This is a genomic window from Streptomyces sp. NPDC051555, assembly GCF_044454405.1.
Lineage (GTDB): Bacteria > Actinomycetota > Actinomycetes > Streptomycetales > Streptomycetaceae > Streptomyces.
This window is the reverse complement of record NZ_JBITDP010000003.1, coordinates 524,044-539,330: the sequence shown is the minus strand read 5'-3', so window position 1 is coordinate 539,330 and position 15,287 is coordinate 524,044. Positions and strand designations below refer to the sequence as shown.

Annotated in this window: 15 protein-coding genes; 3 read left to right on the top strand and 12 right to left on the bottom strand. The window is 72.1% G+C overall.

The window, feature by feature from the left end; translation table 11 throughout:
* Nucleotides 1-124 precede the first annotated feature (124 nt).
* From ACIBEA_RS10905 to ACIBEA_RS10875, 7 genes are all read right to left on the bottom strand, one after another.
* Entirely contained in the window at nt 125-1,114 is a 990-nt protein-coding gene (locus tag ACIBEA_RS10905) for a malate dehydrogenase (RefSeq protein ID WP_399259497.1), read from the bottom strand.
* A gap of 216 nt (nt 1,115-1,330) precedes the next feature.
* Complete coding sequence (locus ACIBEA_RS10900) at nt 1,331-1,777, bottom strand: hypothetical protein (RefSeq protein WP_399259496.1); 447 nt, start codon at nt 1,775-1,777, stop codon at nt 1,331-1,333.
* Nucleotides 1,774-2,835 carry a fatty acid desaturase family protein gene (locus ACIBEA_RS10895; RefSeq protein WP_399259495.1) on the bottom strand — a complete coding sequence of 354 codons (1,062 nt, stop codon included), beginning with the start codon at nt 2,833-2,835 and terminating at the stop codon, nt 1,774-1,776. The genes ACIBEA_RS10900 and ACIBEA_RS10895 overlap by 4 nt, the downstream gene beginning before the upstream one ends.
* 60 nt (nt 2,836-2,895) lie before the next feature.
* Nucleotides 2,896-3,753: an iron-containing redox enzyme family protein gene (locus ACIBEA_RS10890; protein WP_399259494.1), complete on the bottom strand. Its 858-nt coding sequence runs from the start codon at nt 3,751-3,753 to the stop codon at nt 2,896-2,898.
* Nucleotides 3,754-3,958: 205 nt separating this feature from the next.
* Nucleotides 3,959-4,954, bottom strand: coding sequence for a DMT family transporter (locus ACIBEA_RS10885; RefSeq protein WP_399259493.1), 996 nt, complete (start codon nt 4,952-4,954; stop codon nt 3,959-3,961).
* The gene (locus tag ACIBEA_RS10880; RefSeq protein ID WP_399259492.1) at nt 4,954-5,751 is read right to left on the bottom strand and encodes an aspartate/glutamate racemase family protein; all 798 of its coding nucleotides are present in this window, start codon (nt 5,749-5,751) and stop codon (nt 4,954-4,956) included. Before ACIBEA_RS10880 ends, ACIBEA_RS10885 begins: the two co-directional genes overlap by 1 nt.
* Nucleotides 5,752-5,901: 150 nt before the next feature.
* On the bottom strand, nt 5,902-6,504 hold the full coding sequence (locus tag ACIBEA_RS10875) for a short chain dehydrogenase (protein ID WP_399259491.1): 603 nt from the start codon (nt 6,502-6,504) through the stop codon (nt 5,902-5,904).
* 71 nt (nt 6,505-6,575) lie between these two features.
* Here ACIBEA_RS10875 and ACIBEA_RS10870 point away from each other — a divergent pair, with 71 nt between their 5' ends.
* A complete protein-coding gene (locus ACIBEA_RS10870; protein WP_399259490.1) occupies nt 6,576-7,529 on the top strand; it encodes a LysR family transcriptional regulator in 954 nt (317 codons plus the stop codon).
* Here the strand turns inward: ACIBEA_RS10870 and ACIBEA_RS10865 are convergent.
* Nucleotides 7,516-8,175 carry a DUF3017 domain-containing protein gene (locus ACIBEA_RS10865; RefSeq protein ID WP_399259489.1) on the bottom strand — a complete coding sequence of 220 codons (660 nt, stop codon included), beginning with the start codon at nt 8,173-8,175 and terminating at the stop codon, nt 7,516-7,518. The two genes, ACIBEA_RS10870 and ACIBEA_RS10865, sit on opposite strands and share 14 nt — an antisense overlap.
* Nucleotides 8,172-9,041, bottom strand: coding sequence for a bifunctional methylenetetrahydrofolate dehydrogenase/methenyltetrahydrofolate cyclohydrolase (locus ACIBEA_RS10860; RefSeq protein ID WP_399259488.1), 870 nt, complete (start codon nt 9,039-9,041; stop codon nt 8,172-8,174). Before ACIBEA_RS10860 ends, ACIBEA_RS10865 begins: the two co-directional genes overlap by 4 nt.
* A gap of 264 nt (nt 9,042-9,305) precedes the next feature.
* Between ACIBEA_RS10860 and ACIBEA_RS10855 the strand changes: the two genes are divergently transcribed.
* A complete protein-coding gene (locus ACIBEA_RS10855) occupies nt 9,306-9,902 on the top strand; it encodes a hypothetical protein (protein ID WP_399259545.1) in 597 nt (198 codons plus the stop codon).
* A gap of 87 nt (nt 9,903-9,989) precedes the next feature.
* Here ACIBEA_RS10855 and purH read toward each other — a convergent pair whose 3' ends face one another.
* Both purH and purN read right to left on the bottom strand, forming a co-directional pair.
* Nucleotides 9,990-11,582, bottom strand: coding sequence for a bifunctional phosphoribosylaminoimidazolecarboxamide formyltransferase/IMP cyclohydrolase (purH, locus tag ACIBEA_RS10850; protein ID WP_399259487.1), 1,593 nt, complete (start codon nt 11,580-11,582; stop codon nt 9,990-9,992).
* On the bottom strand, nt 11,579-12,178 hold the full coding sequence (gene purN, locus ACIBEA_RS10845) for a phosphoribosylglycinamide formyltransferase (RefSeq protein WP_399259486.1): 600 nt from the start codon (nt 12,176-12,178) through the stop codon (nt 11,579-11,581). Before purN ends, purH begins: the two co-directional genes overlap by 4 nt.
* 254 nt (nt 12,179-12,432) lie before the next feature.
* On the opposite strand from purN, the gene ACIBEA_RS10840 reads away from it, so the two are divergent.
* Nucleotides 12,433-13,083: a hypothetical protein gene (locus tag ACIBEA_RS10840; RefSeq protein ID WP_399259485.1), complete on the top strand. Its 651-nt coding sequence runs from the start codon at nt 12,433-12,435 to the stop codon at nt 13,081-13,083.
* Between the two features lie 357 nt (nt 13,084-13,440).
* Here ACIBEA_RS10840 and ACIBEA_RS10835 read toward each other — a convergent pair whose 3' ends face one another.
* On the bottom strand, nt 13,441-15,207 hold the full coding sequence (locus tag ACIBEA_RS10835; protein WP_399259484.1) for a DUF6350 family protein: 1,767 nt from the start codon (nt 15,205-15,207) through the stop codon (nt 13,441-13,443).
* Nucleotides 15,208-15,287 lie beyond the last annotated feature (80 nt).

The window sequence follows — 15,287 nt, the reverse complement described above, 5'->3', positions numbered from 1 at the left end:
GACCTTAGGGTTCTTTCACCTGCCCGGACAGTCGAATCCAAGCCAAAACGCCCCGGCCAGGTTTGGCCGGGGCGCAAGGGACGTACGGGGTGCGGCTGTGCGCCTGGACGGCGACAGATCGCGACTAGATGAGGCCCAGCTCGCGGACCGCGTCGCGCTCCTCGACCAGCTCGGCCACGGAGGCGTCGATGCGGGTGCGGGAGAACTCGTTGACGTCCAGGCCCTGGACGATCTCGTACGTGCCGTTCTTGGTGGTGACCGGGAAGGACGAGATGATGCCGGTCGGCACGCCGTAGGAGCCGTCCGAGGGGATGCCCATGGAGGTCCAGTCGCCCTCGGCGGTGCCGTTGACCCACGTGTACACGTGGTCGATGGCGGCGTTGGCGGCCGAGGCGGCCGAGGACGCGCCACGGGCCTCGATGATCGCCGCGCCGCGCTTGGCGACGGTCGGGATGAAGGCGTCGGCGAGCCAGGCCTGGTCGGCGATCAGCTCGGCGGCGTTCTTGCCCGCGATCTCCGCGTGGAAGATGTCCGGGTACTGGGTGGCCGAGTGGTTGCCCCAGATGGTGAGGCGCTTGATGTCGGAGACGGCGGCGCCGGTCTTGGCGGCCAGCTGCGAGATCGCGCGGTTGTGGTCGAGGCGGGTCATCGCGGTGAAGCGCTCGGCCGGTACGTCCGGGGCGGCGGCCTGCGCGATGAGCGCGTTGGTGTTGGCCGGGTTGCCGACGACGAGGACCTTGATGTCGTCCGCGGCGTTGTCGTTGATGGCCTTGCCCTGGGGCTTGAAGATGCCACCGTTGGCCGCGAGCAGGTCGCCGCGCTCCATGCCCTTGGTGCGCGGGCGGGCGCCGACCAGGAGGGCGACGTTCGCGCCGTCGAAGGCCTTGTTGGCGTCATCGGTGATCTCGATGCCGCGCAGCAGCGGGAAGGCGCAGTCGTCGAGCTCCATGGCGGTGCCCTCGGCGGCCTTGAGGCCCTGCGGGATCTCCAGGAGGCGCAGGTTGACCGGCACGTCCGGGCCGAGCAGGTGACCGGACGCGATGCGGAAGAGCAGCGCGTAGCCGATCTGGCCGGCGGCGCCGGTAACGGTGACATTCACGGGAGTGCGGGTCATGGCCTTCTCCGTTGGACAGCTGGCGGTGGGGCGTCACCGCCCCCTGTGCGGGCGGACGCCGCTCCATATCCGCACTGAATCTTGACGTGAAGAGACATCCGCCGTCAGGCTATCCGACCCTGGACCGGCCCATGCGCCGGGTCCGTGTGGTCCGTGGCACACGAACGGGTGCACCGGCCGGATTTCCCCGGCCGGTGCACCCGTTCGGACGGCCGTTCAGGCCGCGGCCCGCCCCTGCTGCCTGGCTTCCGCCAGCAGGTCGGCGAACTTCCTGCGCGCCACGGCGATCTCCCCGGACAGGGCCCGCGCGGTGCGCTCCGCCGGTACGCACCCCCGCACCCGGGGGCAGTCCGGCCCGGCGGCTTCGGCCACGAGCACCGGACCCGGGGCGTCCGGGTCGCCCACCGTGAGGTCCCAGGTGTTCCACCAGGTGCCGCCCGCCGCGCGGTCCTGGCCCAGCTCCCGGAACACCGCTTCGATCCGCAGCTCCAACCCGGCCGGTCCGTGCGCCCCGACCCAGATGCTGAACTCGGCCTCCGGGACCTCCAGCCGGATCTGGCTGCCGATGAAGGAAGCGCTGATCAGACCGGGGATCCGCTGGGCGGAGACCGCGGCGGCCAGATGGATCGCCGGCCCCTGCACCTGGACGGGCCGCCGGTTCATTCCGACCCCTCCCGGGAGCGGTGCGCCCCGGCTCCGGCCCCGACCGACACCGGCGCCGGGACGGACGTCGGGACGGTCACGGGCGTACGGACCTCCCTGGCGGCCTCGGCCTGCTCGGCCACGGCTTCCGGCGAGCGGCGCGCGTTGCGCATCGCCTCCTTCGCCACCGACAGGAAGAACGCCGGGTAGCTGCGGTCGACGTACTTCGCCAGGGTGGTGACCTCGTCGTGCCGGGCCCGCAGCCGGTTGATCGACACGGTCATCGCCGCGTGGTGCTCGACGTGCAGGTTGTTGCCGTTGGTGTACCAGGTGCTGAACCAGCTCCCCGTGATGGAGCGGGTGTTGCGCAGCACGTCCGTGGTCTCCGTGTCGCACAGGATGTGCTCCGGCAGCTCCAGGAAGAAGTGCATCGGCGCCGCGACGAGCAACGGCAGCACCCACAGTTCCAGCACCGGCCCGCCGTAACCGGCCAGCGCCAGGGCCACCGCGACCACGGGCAGGACGGCCATCCACCGGTACTCGGACATGATCTCGCCGCGCCTGCGGTCCGAGATGTCCCCGGCGTCGTACTCCCAGGTGCCCCGCCAGCTGCGGACGATCTCGCGGCCGATCACGTACAGCCGCGAGTAGTCGAAGGCGCCGCGGGCCAACATCCCCCAGGTGAGGGGCGCCCGCGTGTCGAAGCCGAAGAACTCCGAGTCCTGCGGGGTCCCGAGCGCCTTGTGGTGCTGGAGGTGGCGCACCCGGTAGTGGGTGTACGACACGAGCAGCGGCAGCCCGAGCGGGATCCCGACGATCCGGTGCGGCTTGGCGGAGGTGAAGGCGGTGTGGTGCAGCGCCTGGTGCTGGAGTTCCACCATGTGCGTGTAGACGGCGGCGAGCAGCACGACCCCCGCCGCGGAGGGCAGCAGTCCGTCCTGCGCCGTGAGCACGACGCCCGCGGCGACGAGCGCCGCGGCGACGAACAGCTTGATGATGTAGACACTCTGGTCGTTCCCGGTCACGCGGGCCCGTGCGTACAGGAGCTGCGGCTTCCGGGGTATTTCTGCGATCGGCATCGATTCCACCCGTTCTCGACGTTCCCTGTCGGCTGTCCCGGCCCTCACGGGCCCCGGCTGCTAGCGGAGTGCCTTCATGGCGTCCCAGATGCGGGAGTAGTAGCCGTTGGCCACGCGCACCCGGGTCAGCACGCCGAGGGAGATCTCCCGCAGCAGACCGGGCGAGCGGTCCACGAGCGGTACGAAGACCCCCTCGAACCACTCGGCGCCGTGATCGGCGTCCACGTGGACGTGGATCCGCTGGTAGTCGATGACGTCCTCCGGGACGCCGAGGCGCCGGCAGCCGTCGACCATCGCCTGGAAGCGCGGCGAGGCGCTCTGCTCCAGGACGCCCATCGCGCCGAGGGCGCGCGGGTTGAGGTGGCGGTGGATGCCGTACTGGAGGAGCAGCGAGGCGTTCTCGTACGCCTCGGGGAACTGGAGGTTGGAGTAGTCGATGCCGGACTTCGCCAGGTGCGTGCGCATGTACTGGGCGGAGTGCTCGAACATCCGGGTGTGGATGTGCTCGATGTTGCCCTCGCCCATCTCGTCCCAGTAGTTCTCGGCGATGGTGAGCTTGGTGGGGCCCTGGGTACCGATCTGCACCATGGCCATCAGGTCGTCGAACTTGCTGTCGACGAGCTCCTCGCCCATGAAGAAGAGGGCGATCTCGTTGAGGTCGGCCTCGTCGGCGAGGTAGGCACAGAACTCGGGCTGGGTGTGCTGGTCCGCGGTGGTCAGGAACCAGCTGCGGAACTCCGTACCCGTCTTCGGCAGGGTGGCGAAGTCCACCTGGCCGTCCTCCCAGGACAGCCAGGCGTCCTCGATCGCCGTGATGCCCGGGTCGCCGTTGAGCCGGGGGATCGAGGAGAAGTCCTCGGGCCCCGCCATGTAGGCGACGTAGTGGGCGTGCAGTCGTTTGAAGAGCTTCAGCCGCACTTCGCGGTCGTGTGGTCCGGACTGCGGAAAAGCCTTGAGCAGGTCGTTCGCGAGTTCCTGGTCAAAGGAATTCGAGGAACCCGATACGGCGGAAATGAGAGGGGCAGCAAGGGCAGTGGCCATTGTTACCGTTCCCTTCTTGAGAGTCTCGTCCTAAACAAGACTCTGCCGTGTCCGGGACACCCGGGAGAAGGGCTCTCAAGGTTCAGCTAACCGCATTGCCGGAATACGCAGGAGGTCTGTCCGCGGATTCCTCCGGGCCGGCTCCCGCCGGCGGCGGGACGGCCTCCTTTCCCTTCTGCGCGGCCGGTTTGTCCTTGGCCACGACGAAGACCCCGCCGACCACCAGGGCCATGCCGACCAGGTGGTAGGCGCGCAGCTGCTCGCCGAGCAGCAGGACGGACAGGACGGCGCCGCTGACCGGGGTGAGCGCCGTGAAGGCCGCCACCACCGTGGTGTCCACGCTGTCGAGGCTGTCGTACATGAGCACGACCGCGACGCCGTTGATGGCGACCCCGGTGTAGGCCATCAGGGCCCAGGTCTGCCACCCCACCCCGGCCAGGGAGGCGCCCCAGTGCGACTCGAAGCCCGCCGGCACCAGGAACATCAGCGCCCCGGCCACCGACAGGATCAGCGAGAGCCGGGCGGGCGCGATGGGCGTCCGCAACAGCTTGCCGAAGGTGACGAAGACCGCCTCGCACAGCACCGAGCACACGAGCAGCAGCACGCCGAGCGCCGCGTGCGCACCGGCCGTGTGCCCGCCGCCGCTCATCACGTTGATGCTCACGGCCCCCAGCACGGCCAGCGCGATCCCGAGCCCGCGCCGCCCGGTCAGCCGCTCGCCGAGGAAGACGACGGCGACCAGGCTGATCGAGATGGGCACCATGCCCAGGAGCACGCCGGCCTCGATCGCCCCGGTGAACTTCACCCCGTACATGGCGAACACGCTGAACAGGAACACCCCGAGCAGGGTCTGCGCGAAGAGCACCGCGGTGTCGCGGCGCCCCGGCCGGGCGGGCCGCGCGCCGCCGCGCTCCGGGGGCCGCAGCCGCACGTACACGGCGAGCACCACGACCGCGGCGACCAGGCGCACGAAGGTGGCGGTGAAGACCGGCACCTCGCGCAGGATCAGCTTGCTCGCGACGAGGTACGAGCCGAGGAGGACCGTCGCGACCGTCATCTTGACGTGGACGGCGCGCATCACGACCGCCCGGCGCCCGCGGTGGCCGCCTCGGCGGCGGGGACCGGCTCCGCCGCCCCGGCGTGGGCGAGGGCGTACTCCACGATGGCCTCGGTGTGCACGTGGACCGTGTCGATCACCGGGGCGTCGAAGTCCTCCGGTCGGACCACCAACGGCACCTCGGTGCAGGCCAGGACGAGCGCCTGCGCGCCCTGCGCGAGGACGTCGTTGGAGATCCGCAGGAAGCGGTCGCGGGTGGCCTGGGAGATGGTGCCCGTGCACAGCTCGCGCTCGATGGAGTACTGCATGAAGGCCCGGTCGTCCGCCTCGGGGACGACGACCTCGATGCCGCGGGCGGTGAACTCGTCGCGGTAGAAGGACTCCTCCATCGAGAAGGCCGAACCCAGCAGCCCGATCCTGGTGAAGCCGAGGCGCTCGGTCTCCGCCGCGGTCACCTTGCAGATGTTGATGAGCGGGAGGTCGGTCTGCGCGGTGACCAGGTCGGCGTACTCGTGGACGGTGTTGCAGCAGATCGCGAAGAAGTCGGCGCCACCGGCCTGCAGGCGGCGCGCGGCGCCCGCGATCTGGCCGGCCACCGAGTCGCCGTCCCGGGCCGCGATCGCCTCCACCATCGGCTGGAAGTCCAGGCTCTCCAGGGCGATGCGCGGAGAATGCGCGAGACCGAGCCGACTGTTGATCTCGCGGTTTATGCGGTAGTAGTAGGTGATCGTCGACGGGAAGCTCAATCCCCCGACGAGCCCGATCTTCAGCACCCGGGGGGTCGCGCCTGTACCCGAGCCGTCATCCGTTGCGTTCATCACTGCTCCTCCGTAATCCGGAAAATTCCAGAGATACCTACCGACTGTGCATTCCCCGGGCGGAGCCGGGAAGGCACGGTCATGGTTCGGCTTTACGCAGTGCGGTTATCCACGCAACGGATGATCAGCGAATGATCCCGGTCCGGGTGATTATCCGACCCGGAAGACCTGTCCGGTCTGGTGGCCCTCGATCGACTTCACGTAGGCGGCCGCGGCCCGGCCCACCGGGACCGCGTCGAATCCGGCGAAGGTGTCGCCGTAGACGTCCATGGACTCCTCGAAGACGGTCGGGCTGACCGCGTTGATCCGCTGGCGGCCCGGGAGCTCGATGGCGGCCGCGCGGACGAAGGCCTCGACGGCGCCGTTGGCGAGGGAGGAGACCGCACCGGTGAGCAGGAACTCGCGGGCCAGGATGCCGGTGATGAGCGTGAACGAACCGTGCGCGGGCAGCCGCTCCAGGCCCTGGAGGACCAGCTCGATCTGGCTGACGGCCTTGCCTTCGAGACCGGCCCGGATGTCCTGGGTGGTCAGCTCGCCCACGGGCTTCCACGGGACGCTGCCCGCCGCGCTCGCGACCGCGTCGACCGGGCCCGCCTGGTCGTAGAGGGAGCGGATGGATGAGGGGTCGGTGATGTCGACGAAGAAGTCCGAGTCCTTGCGGGAAGCGGTGACGACCTCGTGGTCGCGCTCCCGCAGGGCCGTGTGGACCGCTCGTCCGAGTGTTCCGTTCGCGCCGATCAGCAGAATCTTCATGGACCGAGGATGACGCGGGAAAGACTGTGAAGTCCAGCTACTCAGGCTTCAACCATCATTAAGATGAACTCATGCTTGATGTGAAGCGCATGGTGATCCTTCGTGACCTGGCACAACACGGAAAGGTGACCGCGGTCGCCGATCTCCACGGCGTGACCCCGTCCGCCGTGTCCCAGCAGCTGCGGGCCCTGGAGTCGGAGGCGGGCGCCTCGCTCATGCGGCGCGAGGGGCGCGGGCTGCGGCTCACGGCCGCCGGAGCGGCCCTCGCGGCCGAGTGCGAGCACGTCCTGGCCGCGCTGGAGCGCGCCGAGGGGGCGGTGCGCGCGCTCGACGACGACCTCAGCGGAGAGCTGAGCATCGGCTGCGCGCCGAGCGCCCTGGGGCCGGTCGCGGCGCCGCTCGTCGCGGAACTGGCCCGGCGCCATCCGCTGCTGCGGCCCCGGATCGTGCAGGCCGAGCCGGAGGACGCCGTCCCGCGGCTGCGCCGCCGCGAGCTGGACCTGGTCGTCACCTACCACTACCACCTGCTGGGCGAGCCACCTGCGATCGGCACCACCTCGGTGCCGCTGTTCGACGATCCGCTCTGCCTGGCGCTGCCGGAGGCACTGCGGCCGGCCGTGGCGCGGGAGGGGCTCGCGGCGCTGCGCGACCACGCGTGGATCTCCGCGCCGGCGCCCAGCAGCTGCCGCGAGATGCTGCTGCACGCGTGCCGCAACGCCGGCTTCACCCCGCGGATCGAACACGACTGCGGCGATCTACGCGGGGCGCTGTGGCTGGTCGCCACCGGGCACGCGGTGACGATCCTGCCCAAGCTGCTGTGCGACGGTCCGCCGCCCGGCACCGCGATCCTCACGCTGCCGGGACGCGGCCGGACCATCGAGGCGCTGGTCCGTACGGGCGCCAAGGCGCAGCCCGCCATCGCGGCGACCCTGGCGACCCTGGCGGCGCTCGGCGCCCCGGCGCCCAGCGGCGGCCGGGCGTCGGGTCCTCAGGACGCCGGCGGGGCCGGGCTCAGCGGACCGTGAAGCGCACGGCGTCCGTCAGGAACGGGATCTCCAGCCACGGCTTCGGCTCCGTCACCAGCGAGAGCAGGATGATCGCGACGCCGAGGACGCCGTAGGTGACCATGTCCGTGAAGCGGGAGCGCACCGCGAGCATCCCCACGGACGGCAGCACCCGCCGCATCACCGCGGCGGCGACCAGCGCCACCCCGATGAACAGGCAGCCGACCCGGGAGTAGCCGAACGCGGTGATGAGCAGCCCGGCGGCGGTGGCCCCGAGCACGCTCAGCATCGGCCACTGGCGCGCCGGCGCGGGCGCGCCGCCGGGCGCCGCCCGGCCGCCGCCCTCGGGCCGGGCGGTGTCGCGCGTGACGGAGGGCGGCCGCCGCGACGGGCGCGCGGCGCCCTGCTCCGCGACCGCCTTGGGCTCGGCCTTGGGCTCAGCCTTGGCGTCGGCCTTGGCGTTGGCCTTGGGCTCGGCGCTGCCCCCGGCACTCGTCCCGGCGGAGCCGTCGCCGTCGGCCCGGTCCTTGGCCGGGCCCTTGCCCTTGGCCGGGCCCTCGCCCTTGCCCGAGGTGTCACCGGGGCCCGGGGCCCTCGTCTGGGCCCGGGGCGCGGTCGGCGGCTTCGCCCGGGTCCTGCCGCTGCCCCGCGGGTCCGCCCCGCTCACGCGGTCTCCGCCGCCGGAACGAGCCGCTCCGCCGCCTCCACCACATTCACCAACAGCTGCGCCCGCGTCATCGGACCGACGCCCCCCGGGTTCGGGGACAGCCACCCGGCCACCTCCGCGACCCCCGGGTGCACGTCCCCGACGATCTTCCCGTTCTCGTCCCGGCTGACGCCGACGTCGAGGACCGCCGCCCCCGGCTTCACGTCCTGTGGCTTGACCAGGTGCGGCACGCCCGCGGCCGCGACCACGATGTCCGCCTGCCGCAGCAGCGCCGGCAGGTCGCGCGTACCGGTGTGGCACAGCGTCACGGTGGCGTTCTCCGACTTGCGGGTCAGCAGCAGGCCGATGGACCGGCCGACGGTGATCCCGCGGCCGAGCACCACCACGTGCGCGCCGTTGATCTCCACGCCGTGGTGCCGCAGCAGTTCCACGATCCCGTAGGGGGTGCAGGGCAGCGGGCCCGGCTCGCCCAGGACCAACCGGCCCAGCGACATCGGGTGCAGGCCGTCGGCATCCTTCGCCGGGTCCATCAGTTCGAGCACGCGGTTGGTGTCGATGCCCTTGGGCAGCGGCAGTTGGACGATGTACCCCGTGCACTCGGGGTTGGCGTTGAGTTCACGGACGACCGCTTCGATGTCCTCCTGGGAGGCGGTCGCGGGCAGTTCGCGCTGGATCGAGGCGATGCCGACCTCGGCGCAGTCCTTGTGCTTGCCGTTGACGTACCAGCGGCTCCCGGGATCATCGCCGACCAGCAGGGTGCCCAGGCCGGGGGTGATGCCCCGGGCCGTGAGGGCCGCCACGCGGGCCGTCAGTTCGGACTTGATCGCGGACGCGGTGGCCTTGCCATCGAGAATCTGGGCGGTCATGGACCCATCCTCCCGGATGGACCGCCCCCGGTTCCACTCGCACCACTCGTGATGACCGGCCAAGACGCCCGCATCAGTGCCCGGTTCATTGCACTTGCACAACAAGTGGCGTGCTCAAGCGCCAATCGACTGGACAATGCGGGCCGGACCCGACCACGATGGCGGCAATAGTGCCGCGGGCAGTGCCGGGGGGCGGACCGCATTCGCAAGAGTTCCTCCGTGCTGACCACGCGTCCCCGCACTTCTACGGAGGAACACCCCAACATGAGCTTCGGCGACCCGAACAACCCGTACGGCCAGCAGCAGCAGCCGCAGGGCGGCCAGCCCGGCTACGGCTACCCGCAGCAGGCCCCTCAGGGCGTCCCGCCGCAGGGCGGCTACGGCTACCCGCAGGGTGGCGCCCCGGCGTACCCGGGCGGTTACTCGGGCGCTCCGCAGACGATGCCGGGCGGTGTGTCCGGCGCGCGCATCATGCTCTTCATCATCGCGGCGTTCCAGGTCATCGGCGCGGCCATCTTCATCCTCGCCGCCGCCGCCGTCGACAAGGCGAAGAACGACCCGACCATCCAGGCGGACAGCCAGTTCGACGCCCTCAAGGACTTCCCGACCGGGGCCCTGTACGGCTTCGCGGTCGCGATCCTCATCTGGGGCATCGTCGCCATCTTCCTCGGCGCGAAGTTCGGCAAGGGCGGCAACGCCATCCGCATCACGGGCATCGTCTTCGCCTCGATCACGGCGCTGCTCGGCATCTACCCGTTCATCCTGATCGGCCTGGTGCACACCATCCTGTCGATCCTGATCATCGTCTTCCTCGCGAAGGCCGACGGCGCCGCCTGGTTCAACCGGCCCAGGAACTTCTGACGCGTTCCGGCTGATCCGCACACGGCGAAGGCCGCGACCCGCACTCGCTGCGGGTCGCGGCCTTCGCCGTTCTCACTTCTCCCGGGATCAGTGGAAGAAGTGGCGCGTCCCGGTGAAGTACATCGTGACGCCCGCCTTCTGCGCGGCCTCGATGACCTGCTCGTCACGGACCGAGCCGCCCGGCTGGACCACGGCCTTGATGCCCGCGGCGGTCAGGATCTCCAGCCCGTCGGGGAAGGGGAAGAAGGCGTCGGAGGCGGCGTACGAACCCTGCGCGCGCTCGGCTCCGGCCCGCTCGACGGCGAGCTTCGCCGAGTCGACGCGGTTGACCTGACCCATGCCGACGCCGACCGAGGCGCGGTCCTTGGCCAGCAGGATCGCGTTCGACTTGACCGCGCGGCAGGCCGTCCAGGCGAAGGCCAGCTCGGCGAGTTCGGTCGCCGACAGGGCGTCACCGGTGGCGAGGGTCCAGTTCGCCGGGTCGTCGCCCTCGGCCTGGAAGAGGTCCGAGTGCTGGAGCAGCGCGCCCCCGCTGATCGGCTTGAGGTCGCCCGGCTGGTGCGGGCTGCCGTCCACCTTCAGGACGCGGATGTTCTTCTTCTTGGCGAGGACCTCCAGCGCGCCGTCCTCGTACGCCGGGGCGGCGATGACCTCGGTGAAGATCTCCGCGACCTGCTCGGCGAGCGCGACGGTGACCGGACGGTTGACGGCGATCACGCCGCCGAAGGCCGAGAGCGGGTCGCAGGCGTGCGCCTTGCGGTGCGCCTCGGCGACGTCGTCGCCGACCGCGATGCCGCACGGGTTGGCGTGCTTGATGATCGCGACACAGGGCTCGTCGTGGTCGAAGGCGGCCCGGCGGGCGGCCTCGGTGTCGACGTAGTTGTTGAAGGACATCTCCTTGCCGTGCAGCTGCTCGGCGTTGGCGAGGCCGCCCGGCTGACCGTCCGTGTACAGCGCGGCGGCCTGGTGCGGGTTCTCCCCGTAGCGCAGGCTCGCCTTGCGGTCCCAGGCGCCGGCCAGGAACTCGGGGAGCACGGCGCCCTCTTCCGGAGCGTACGCATTCGTGAACCAGGAGGCCACGGCGACGTCGTAGGCGGCGGTGTGCTGGAAGGCCTCGGCCGCCAGCCGCTTGCGCGCGGTCAGGTCGAAACCGCCGCCCTGGGCCGCGGCGAGGACGTCGGCGTAGCGCCCGGGGCTGGTCACCACGGCGACCGACGGGTGGTTCTTGGCCGCGGCGCGGACCATCGAGGGGCCGCCGATGTCGATCTGCTCGACGCACTCGTCGGGGTCGGCGCCGGAGGCTACGGTCTCGCGGAAGGGGTACAGGTTGACGATCACCAGGTCGAAGGGCTCGACCTCCAGCTCGGCGAGCTGGCGGCGGTGGTCCTCCAGGCGCAGGTCCGCGAGGATGCCCGCGTGCACGCGGGGGTGCAGGGTCTTGACCCGGCCGTCCAGGCACTCGGGGAAGCCGGTGAGCTCCTCGACCTTGGTGACGGGCACCCCGGCGGCGGCGATCTTCGAGGCGGTGGAGCCGGTGGAGACGAGCGTGACGCCCGCCTCGTGCAGGCCGCGGGCCAGCTCTTCCAGTCCCGTCTTGTCGTAGACGCTCACGAGGGCGCGCCGGATCGGCCGCTGGGTCGTCACGGGGTCGTTGCTCTCTGCGGTCTCTACGGCGGTCACTGGATTGTTACCTTTCGTCCCTCAATGCGGTAGCCGTGCCGGGCCAGGCGCCCCACGACATCGACGAGCAGCGTGCGCTCGACTTCCTTGATGCGCTCATGGAGAGCGGCTTCGTCGTCCCCGCCCAGGACCTCGACCACACCCTGGGCGATGATCGGACCGGTGTCCACGCCGGTGTCCACGAAGTGGACCGTGCACCCGGTGACCTTCGCGCCGTACGCGAGGGCGTCCCGTACGCCGTGCGCGCCGGGGAAGGCGGGCAGCAGGGCGGGGTGGGTGTTGATGAACCGGCCGCCGAAGCGGTCGATGAACCGCTCGCCCACGATCTTCATGAACCCGGCGGAGACCACCAGGTCCGGCTCGAAGGCGGCGGTGGCCTCGGTGAGGGCGGCGTCCCACTCCGCGCGGCTGGCGTACCCCTTGACGGGACACACGAACGTGGGGATGCCGGCCTTCTCGGCCCGCTCCAGACCCACGATGTTCTCGCGGTCGGCCCCCACGGCGACGACTTCGGCGCCCAGATCGACGGCATCGAGCAGGGCCTGGAGGTTGGTGCCGGAGCCGGAGACCAGCACGACCAGGCGGGAGGAGGCCATGGGGAGGCCCTTTCTTGCGGAATGCGGGTTTCGTCTTTGTACGGTCGTACGAAACTCGGGCACCCCGATATACGGGGGACCATACGAAGCCACCGACCGCCTGCAACGATACCGGCACACCGGACGGCCCCCGAGGGACGGGGGGACGACCGGCAGGTAGCGTCAGGCATACAAGCCGTTCACGGTCATTTACACCGGACACAGCAGCCACATGCCTCCCACCACACCACCACACAGGGGAAGAAACGCACCCGATGCCGGACCGCCGTCAGCCCTCCTCTCCCACACCGCCGTCCGCGCCCGACGACTCCCCCCAGCAGGACAATCCCTTCGCGGCTCCCCCGGAGGGGCGCCCCGACCAGCCCTGGGCGCCGAGGCGCGGCGCGGACGAACAGGAACGCCGCGGCCGGGACGGCGGTGACGGCGGACCGGACGGCCTCGGGGGCGGCCCGGCCCGCTGGGACCCGTCCGACCCCGTCCAGCGGCGCGCCCGGTACGCACTGCTCGCGGGCATGTGGGGCTTCTTCCTCGGCGTGTTCGGCATCCCGTCGGTGGGCCTGCTGCTGGGGGCGCTCGCGCTGTACTGGGGCGTGAGCGCGCTGCGCGCCAAGCGCCCCGAGCCCGCCGAAGCCTCGGGCACGACCGGCGCGGCCGGCGCGGCCCCGGCCGAGAGCGGCCTGGCCTCCCTGGGCCCGGCGGCCCGCCCCCAGCGCGCGGCCGCGATCAGCGGCCTGGTCACCGCGACGCTGGCGCTGGCCCTGGCCCTGGGCACCTACGGCCTGCAGATCGCGTACAAGGACTTCTACGTCTGCCGCGACGACGCCCTCACGCACACGGCCGAGCTCCAGTGCAACACCCAGCTCCCGAACAACTTCCTGGGCGACATCCTGAAGGTCCCCCAGTAACCGACGCCCAACCGGCCCCGGCCTCGGCCCCGGCCCCACCTGGAAGGGTCGGGGCCGAGGCCCGGAACGGGCCAGGGCCCGGCGCCAAGCACCCCGCCCGGAACGGGCCGGGGCCTGAGACCAAACGCCCTGCCCGGAACGGGCCAGGGGGGCCGGGGCTGGGGCCCGGGACGGGCCGGGGCCTGGGACCAAACGCCCTGCCCGGAACGGGCCAGGGGCCGGGGCTGGGACCCGGAACGGGCCGGGGCCCGGGGCCACGCACCCCGCCCGGAACGGGCCGGGGGTCCAGGGGCGGAGCCCATGGTTTCGGGAAGGGGCGGGGTCGGGGAAAGCTCCCGCAGGGCCCGCCCGCCACCGCTAGGTCGTCGGCGGCACCCGCCTGGTCATGACCCGTGCGCCCACCACCGCGGGGGTCAGGTCCACCGCCCGCGGGCCATCGGGTGCGCCCGGGTCCGCGTCGGCGGCCAGTTCCTCCAGGGCCACCCGCAGCGTCGCGGCCACGTCGCCCCCGTGCAGCGGTCCCGGTACCGGGGGGCGTACGGGGTCCGGCTCCACCGCCGACACCGAAACCGCCGGGAGCACCGGAGCCGCACCCGCACCCGCACCCGGCGTGAGCCCGGCCACCGCACCCGCCGGCGCGGTCAACGCGGAAGGCACGGACGACGCAGGCGACGCAGGCGGCGGGGACGGTGGGGTCCATGGGGCCGGGAAGTCCGGGACCAAGGTGCCCGCGGCCTTGCGGAGGGCGGCCCACCGGAGGTCCCGCACCCCGCTGTCGTGCCAGCTGCCCGCCGGCTCGTCCCGCCCCGCACGCCCCACCCGTTCCCCGCGCTCCGCCCGCGCCAACCGCACCGGACGCTCGCGCCACCCATGCACCAACAGCGCCACCGGCACCGCCAATCCCACCGTCCACCCCGCCGCCGCCGCTCCGGTCGTCCACCACACCGGACCGAAGTCGGCCAGCTCCCGCGAGCCCAGCGGCCCCCCGGCGATCGCCGCGAGCCCGCCCAGCAGCAACCCGCACACCACCCCGCCCAGCGCCGCGGTCAGCGCGGTCTCCGCGTAGGAGACCTCCCGGGCCCGCCGCACCGCGAACCACCCGACCACCAGCCCGGCAGCCACCGGGATCACGCCCACCGCCCAGGTCAGCAGCGAGCCGGGCCCCTCCGGCGGCAGCCCGGCCAGCAGCGGGAAGCCCGGCATCGCGGGCGATCCCGCGAAGCCGAGCGGGGTCGCGGTCGCCCCGGTGCCCACGGCGAAGCCCGGCCCGAGCGCGTACGCCGCACCCCACACCGCCGCGTTCGGCACCAGCCCCAGCGCCACCAGCAGCACCGCGAAGCGGCCCGACCACACCCCGGTCAGCGACAGGAACGAGGTCTGGACCTCCCCGGCGTGCCAGGCCAGCGAGGCCGCGAGCAGCAGCGCGCCACCGCCGAGGAGTACGAGCGCCCCCGCGCTCCCGGCCCGCAGCGCCAGCGCATACCGGGGGCGCGTGCAAGCCCTGCGCACGCCCCTCGGCACCCAGGCCGGCCACCGCACGCCCGGGCGGCCCCGGGCGGCCCAGACCCCGGCGGCGGCCGAGACCACCGCGACCAGCGGCACGTGCCAGGCCGCGCTGAGCGGATCGGCCGGCACCGGCCCGCGGGCCGCGTACACGGTGGCGCCCGCCCCGACGGCGAGGTAGCCGCAGAGCACCGCGGCGAACACCGTGCCGGCGGACAGCACTTCACCCCCGGCCGCGCCGGCGCCGTCGTCGCCGCCTCCCCCGTCGTCGGTCGCGAGCCGCGCCGCCCGCCGCATGAGGAGGATGGGCAGGCCCAGCAGCAGCAAGGGAGTGATCCCCACCGGCGCCGGCACCCCGGACAAGGTGTCGTACCTGATCAGCTCGGTCCCGTGGGCGAGCAGCCACAGCCCGGCCGCCACGTGCAGGGCCCCGCCGGGGCCGCTGTCGGGGTACGGCGAGCTGATCCACAGCACGATGACGAGGACGGCGACGCAGCCGAGCCCCAGTCCGGCGGCAACGGCCCCGCCCAGCACGCACGCGGCGGCCGCCGGGGAACGGCGCCGTCCGCCGGACCGCGGCGCCGCCGGCAAGGACGTCCCGCGTTCGGTCACTTGGGTCACCCCGCCATGGTGCCAACGACACGCGCTATGGGCGGGTAACAGGCGAATGCCCGTGGTGTCGCTCAATATACGTTTATGTA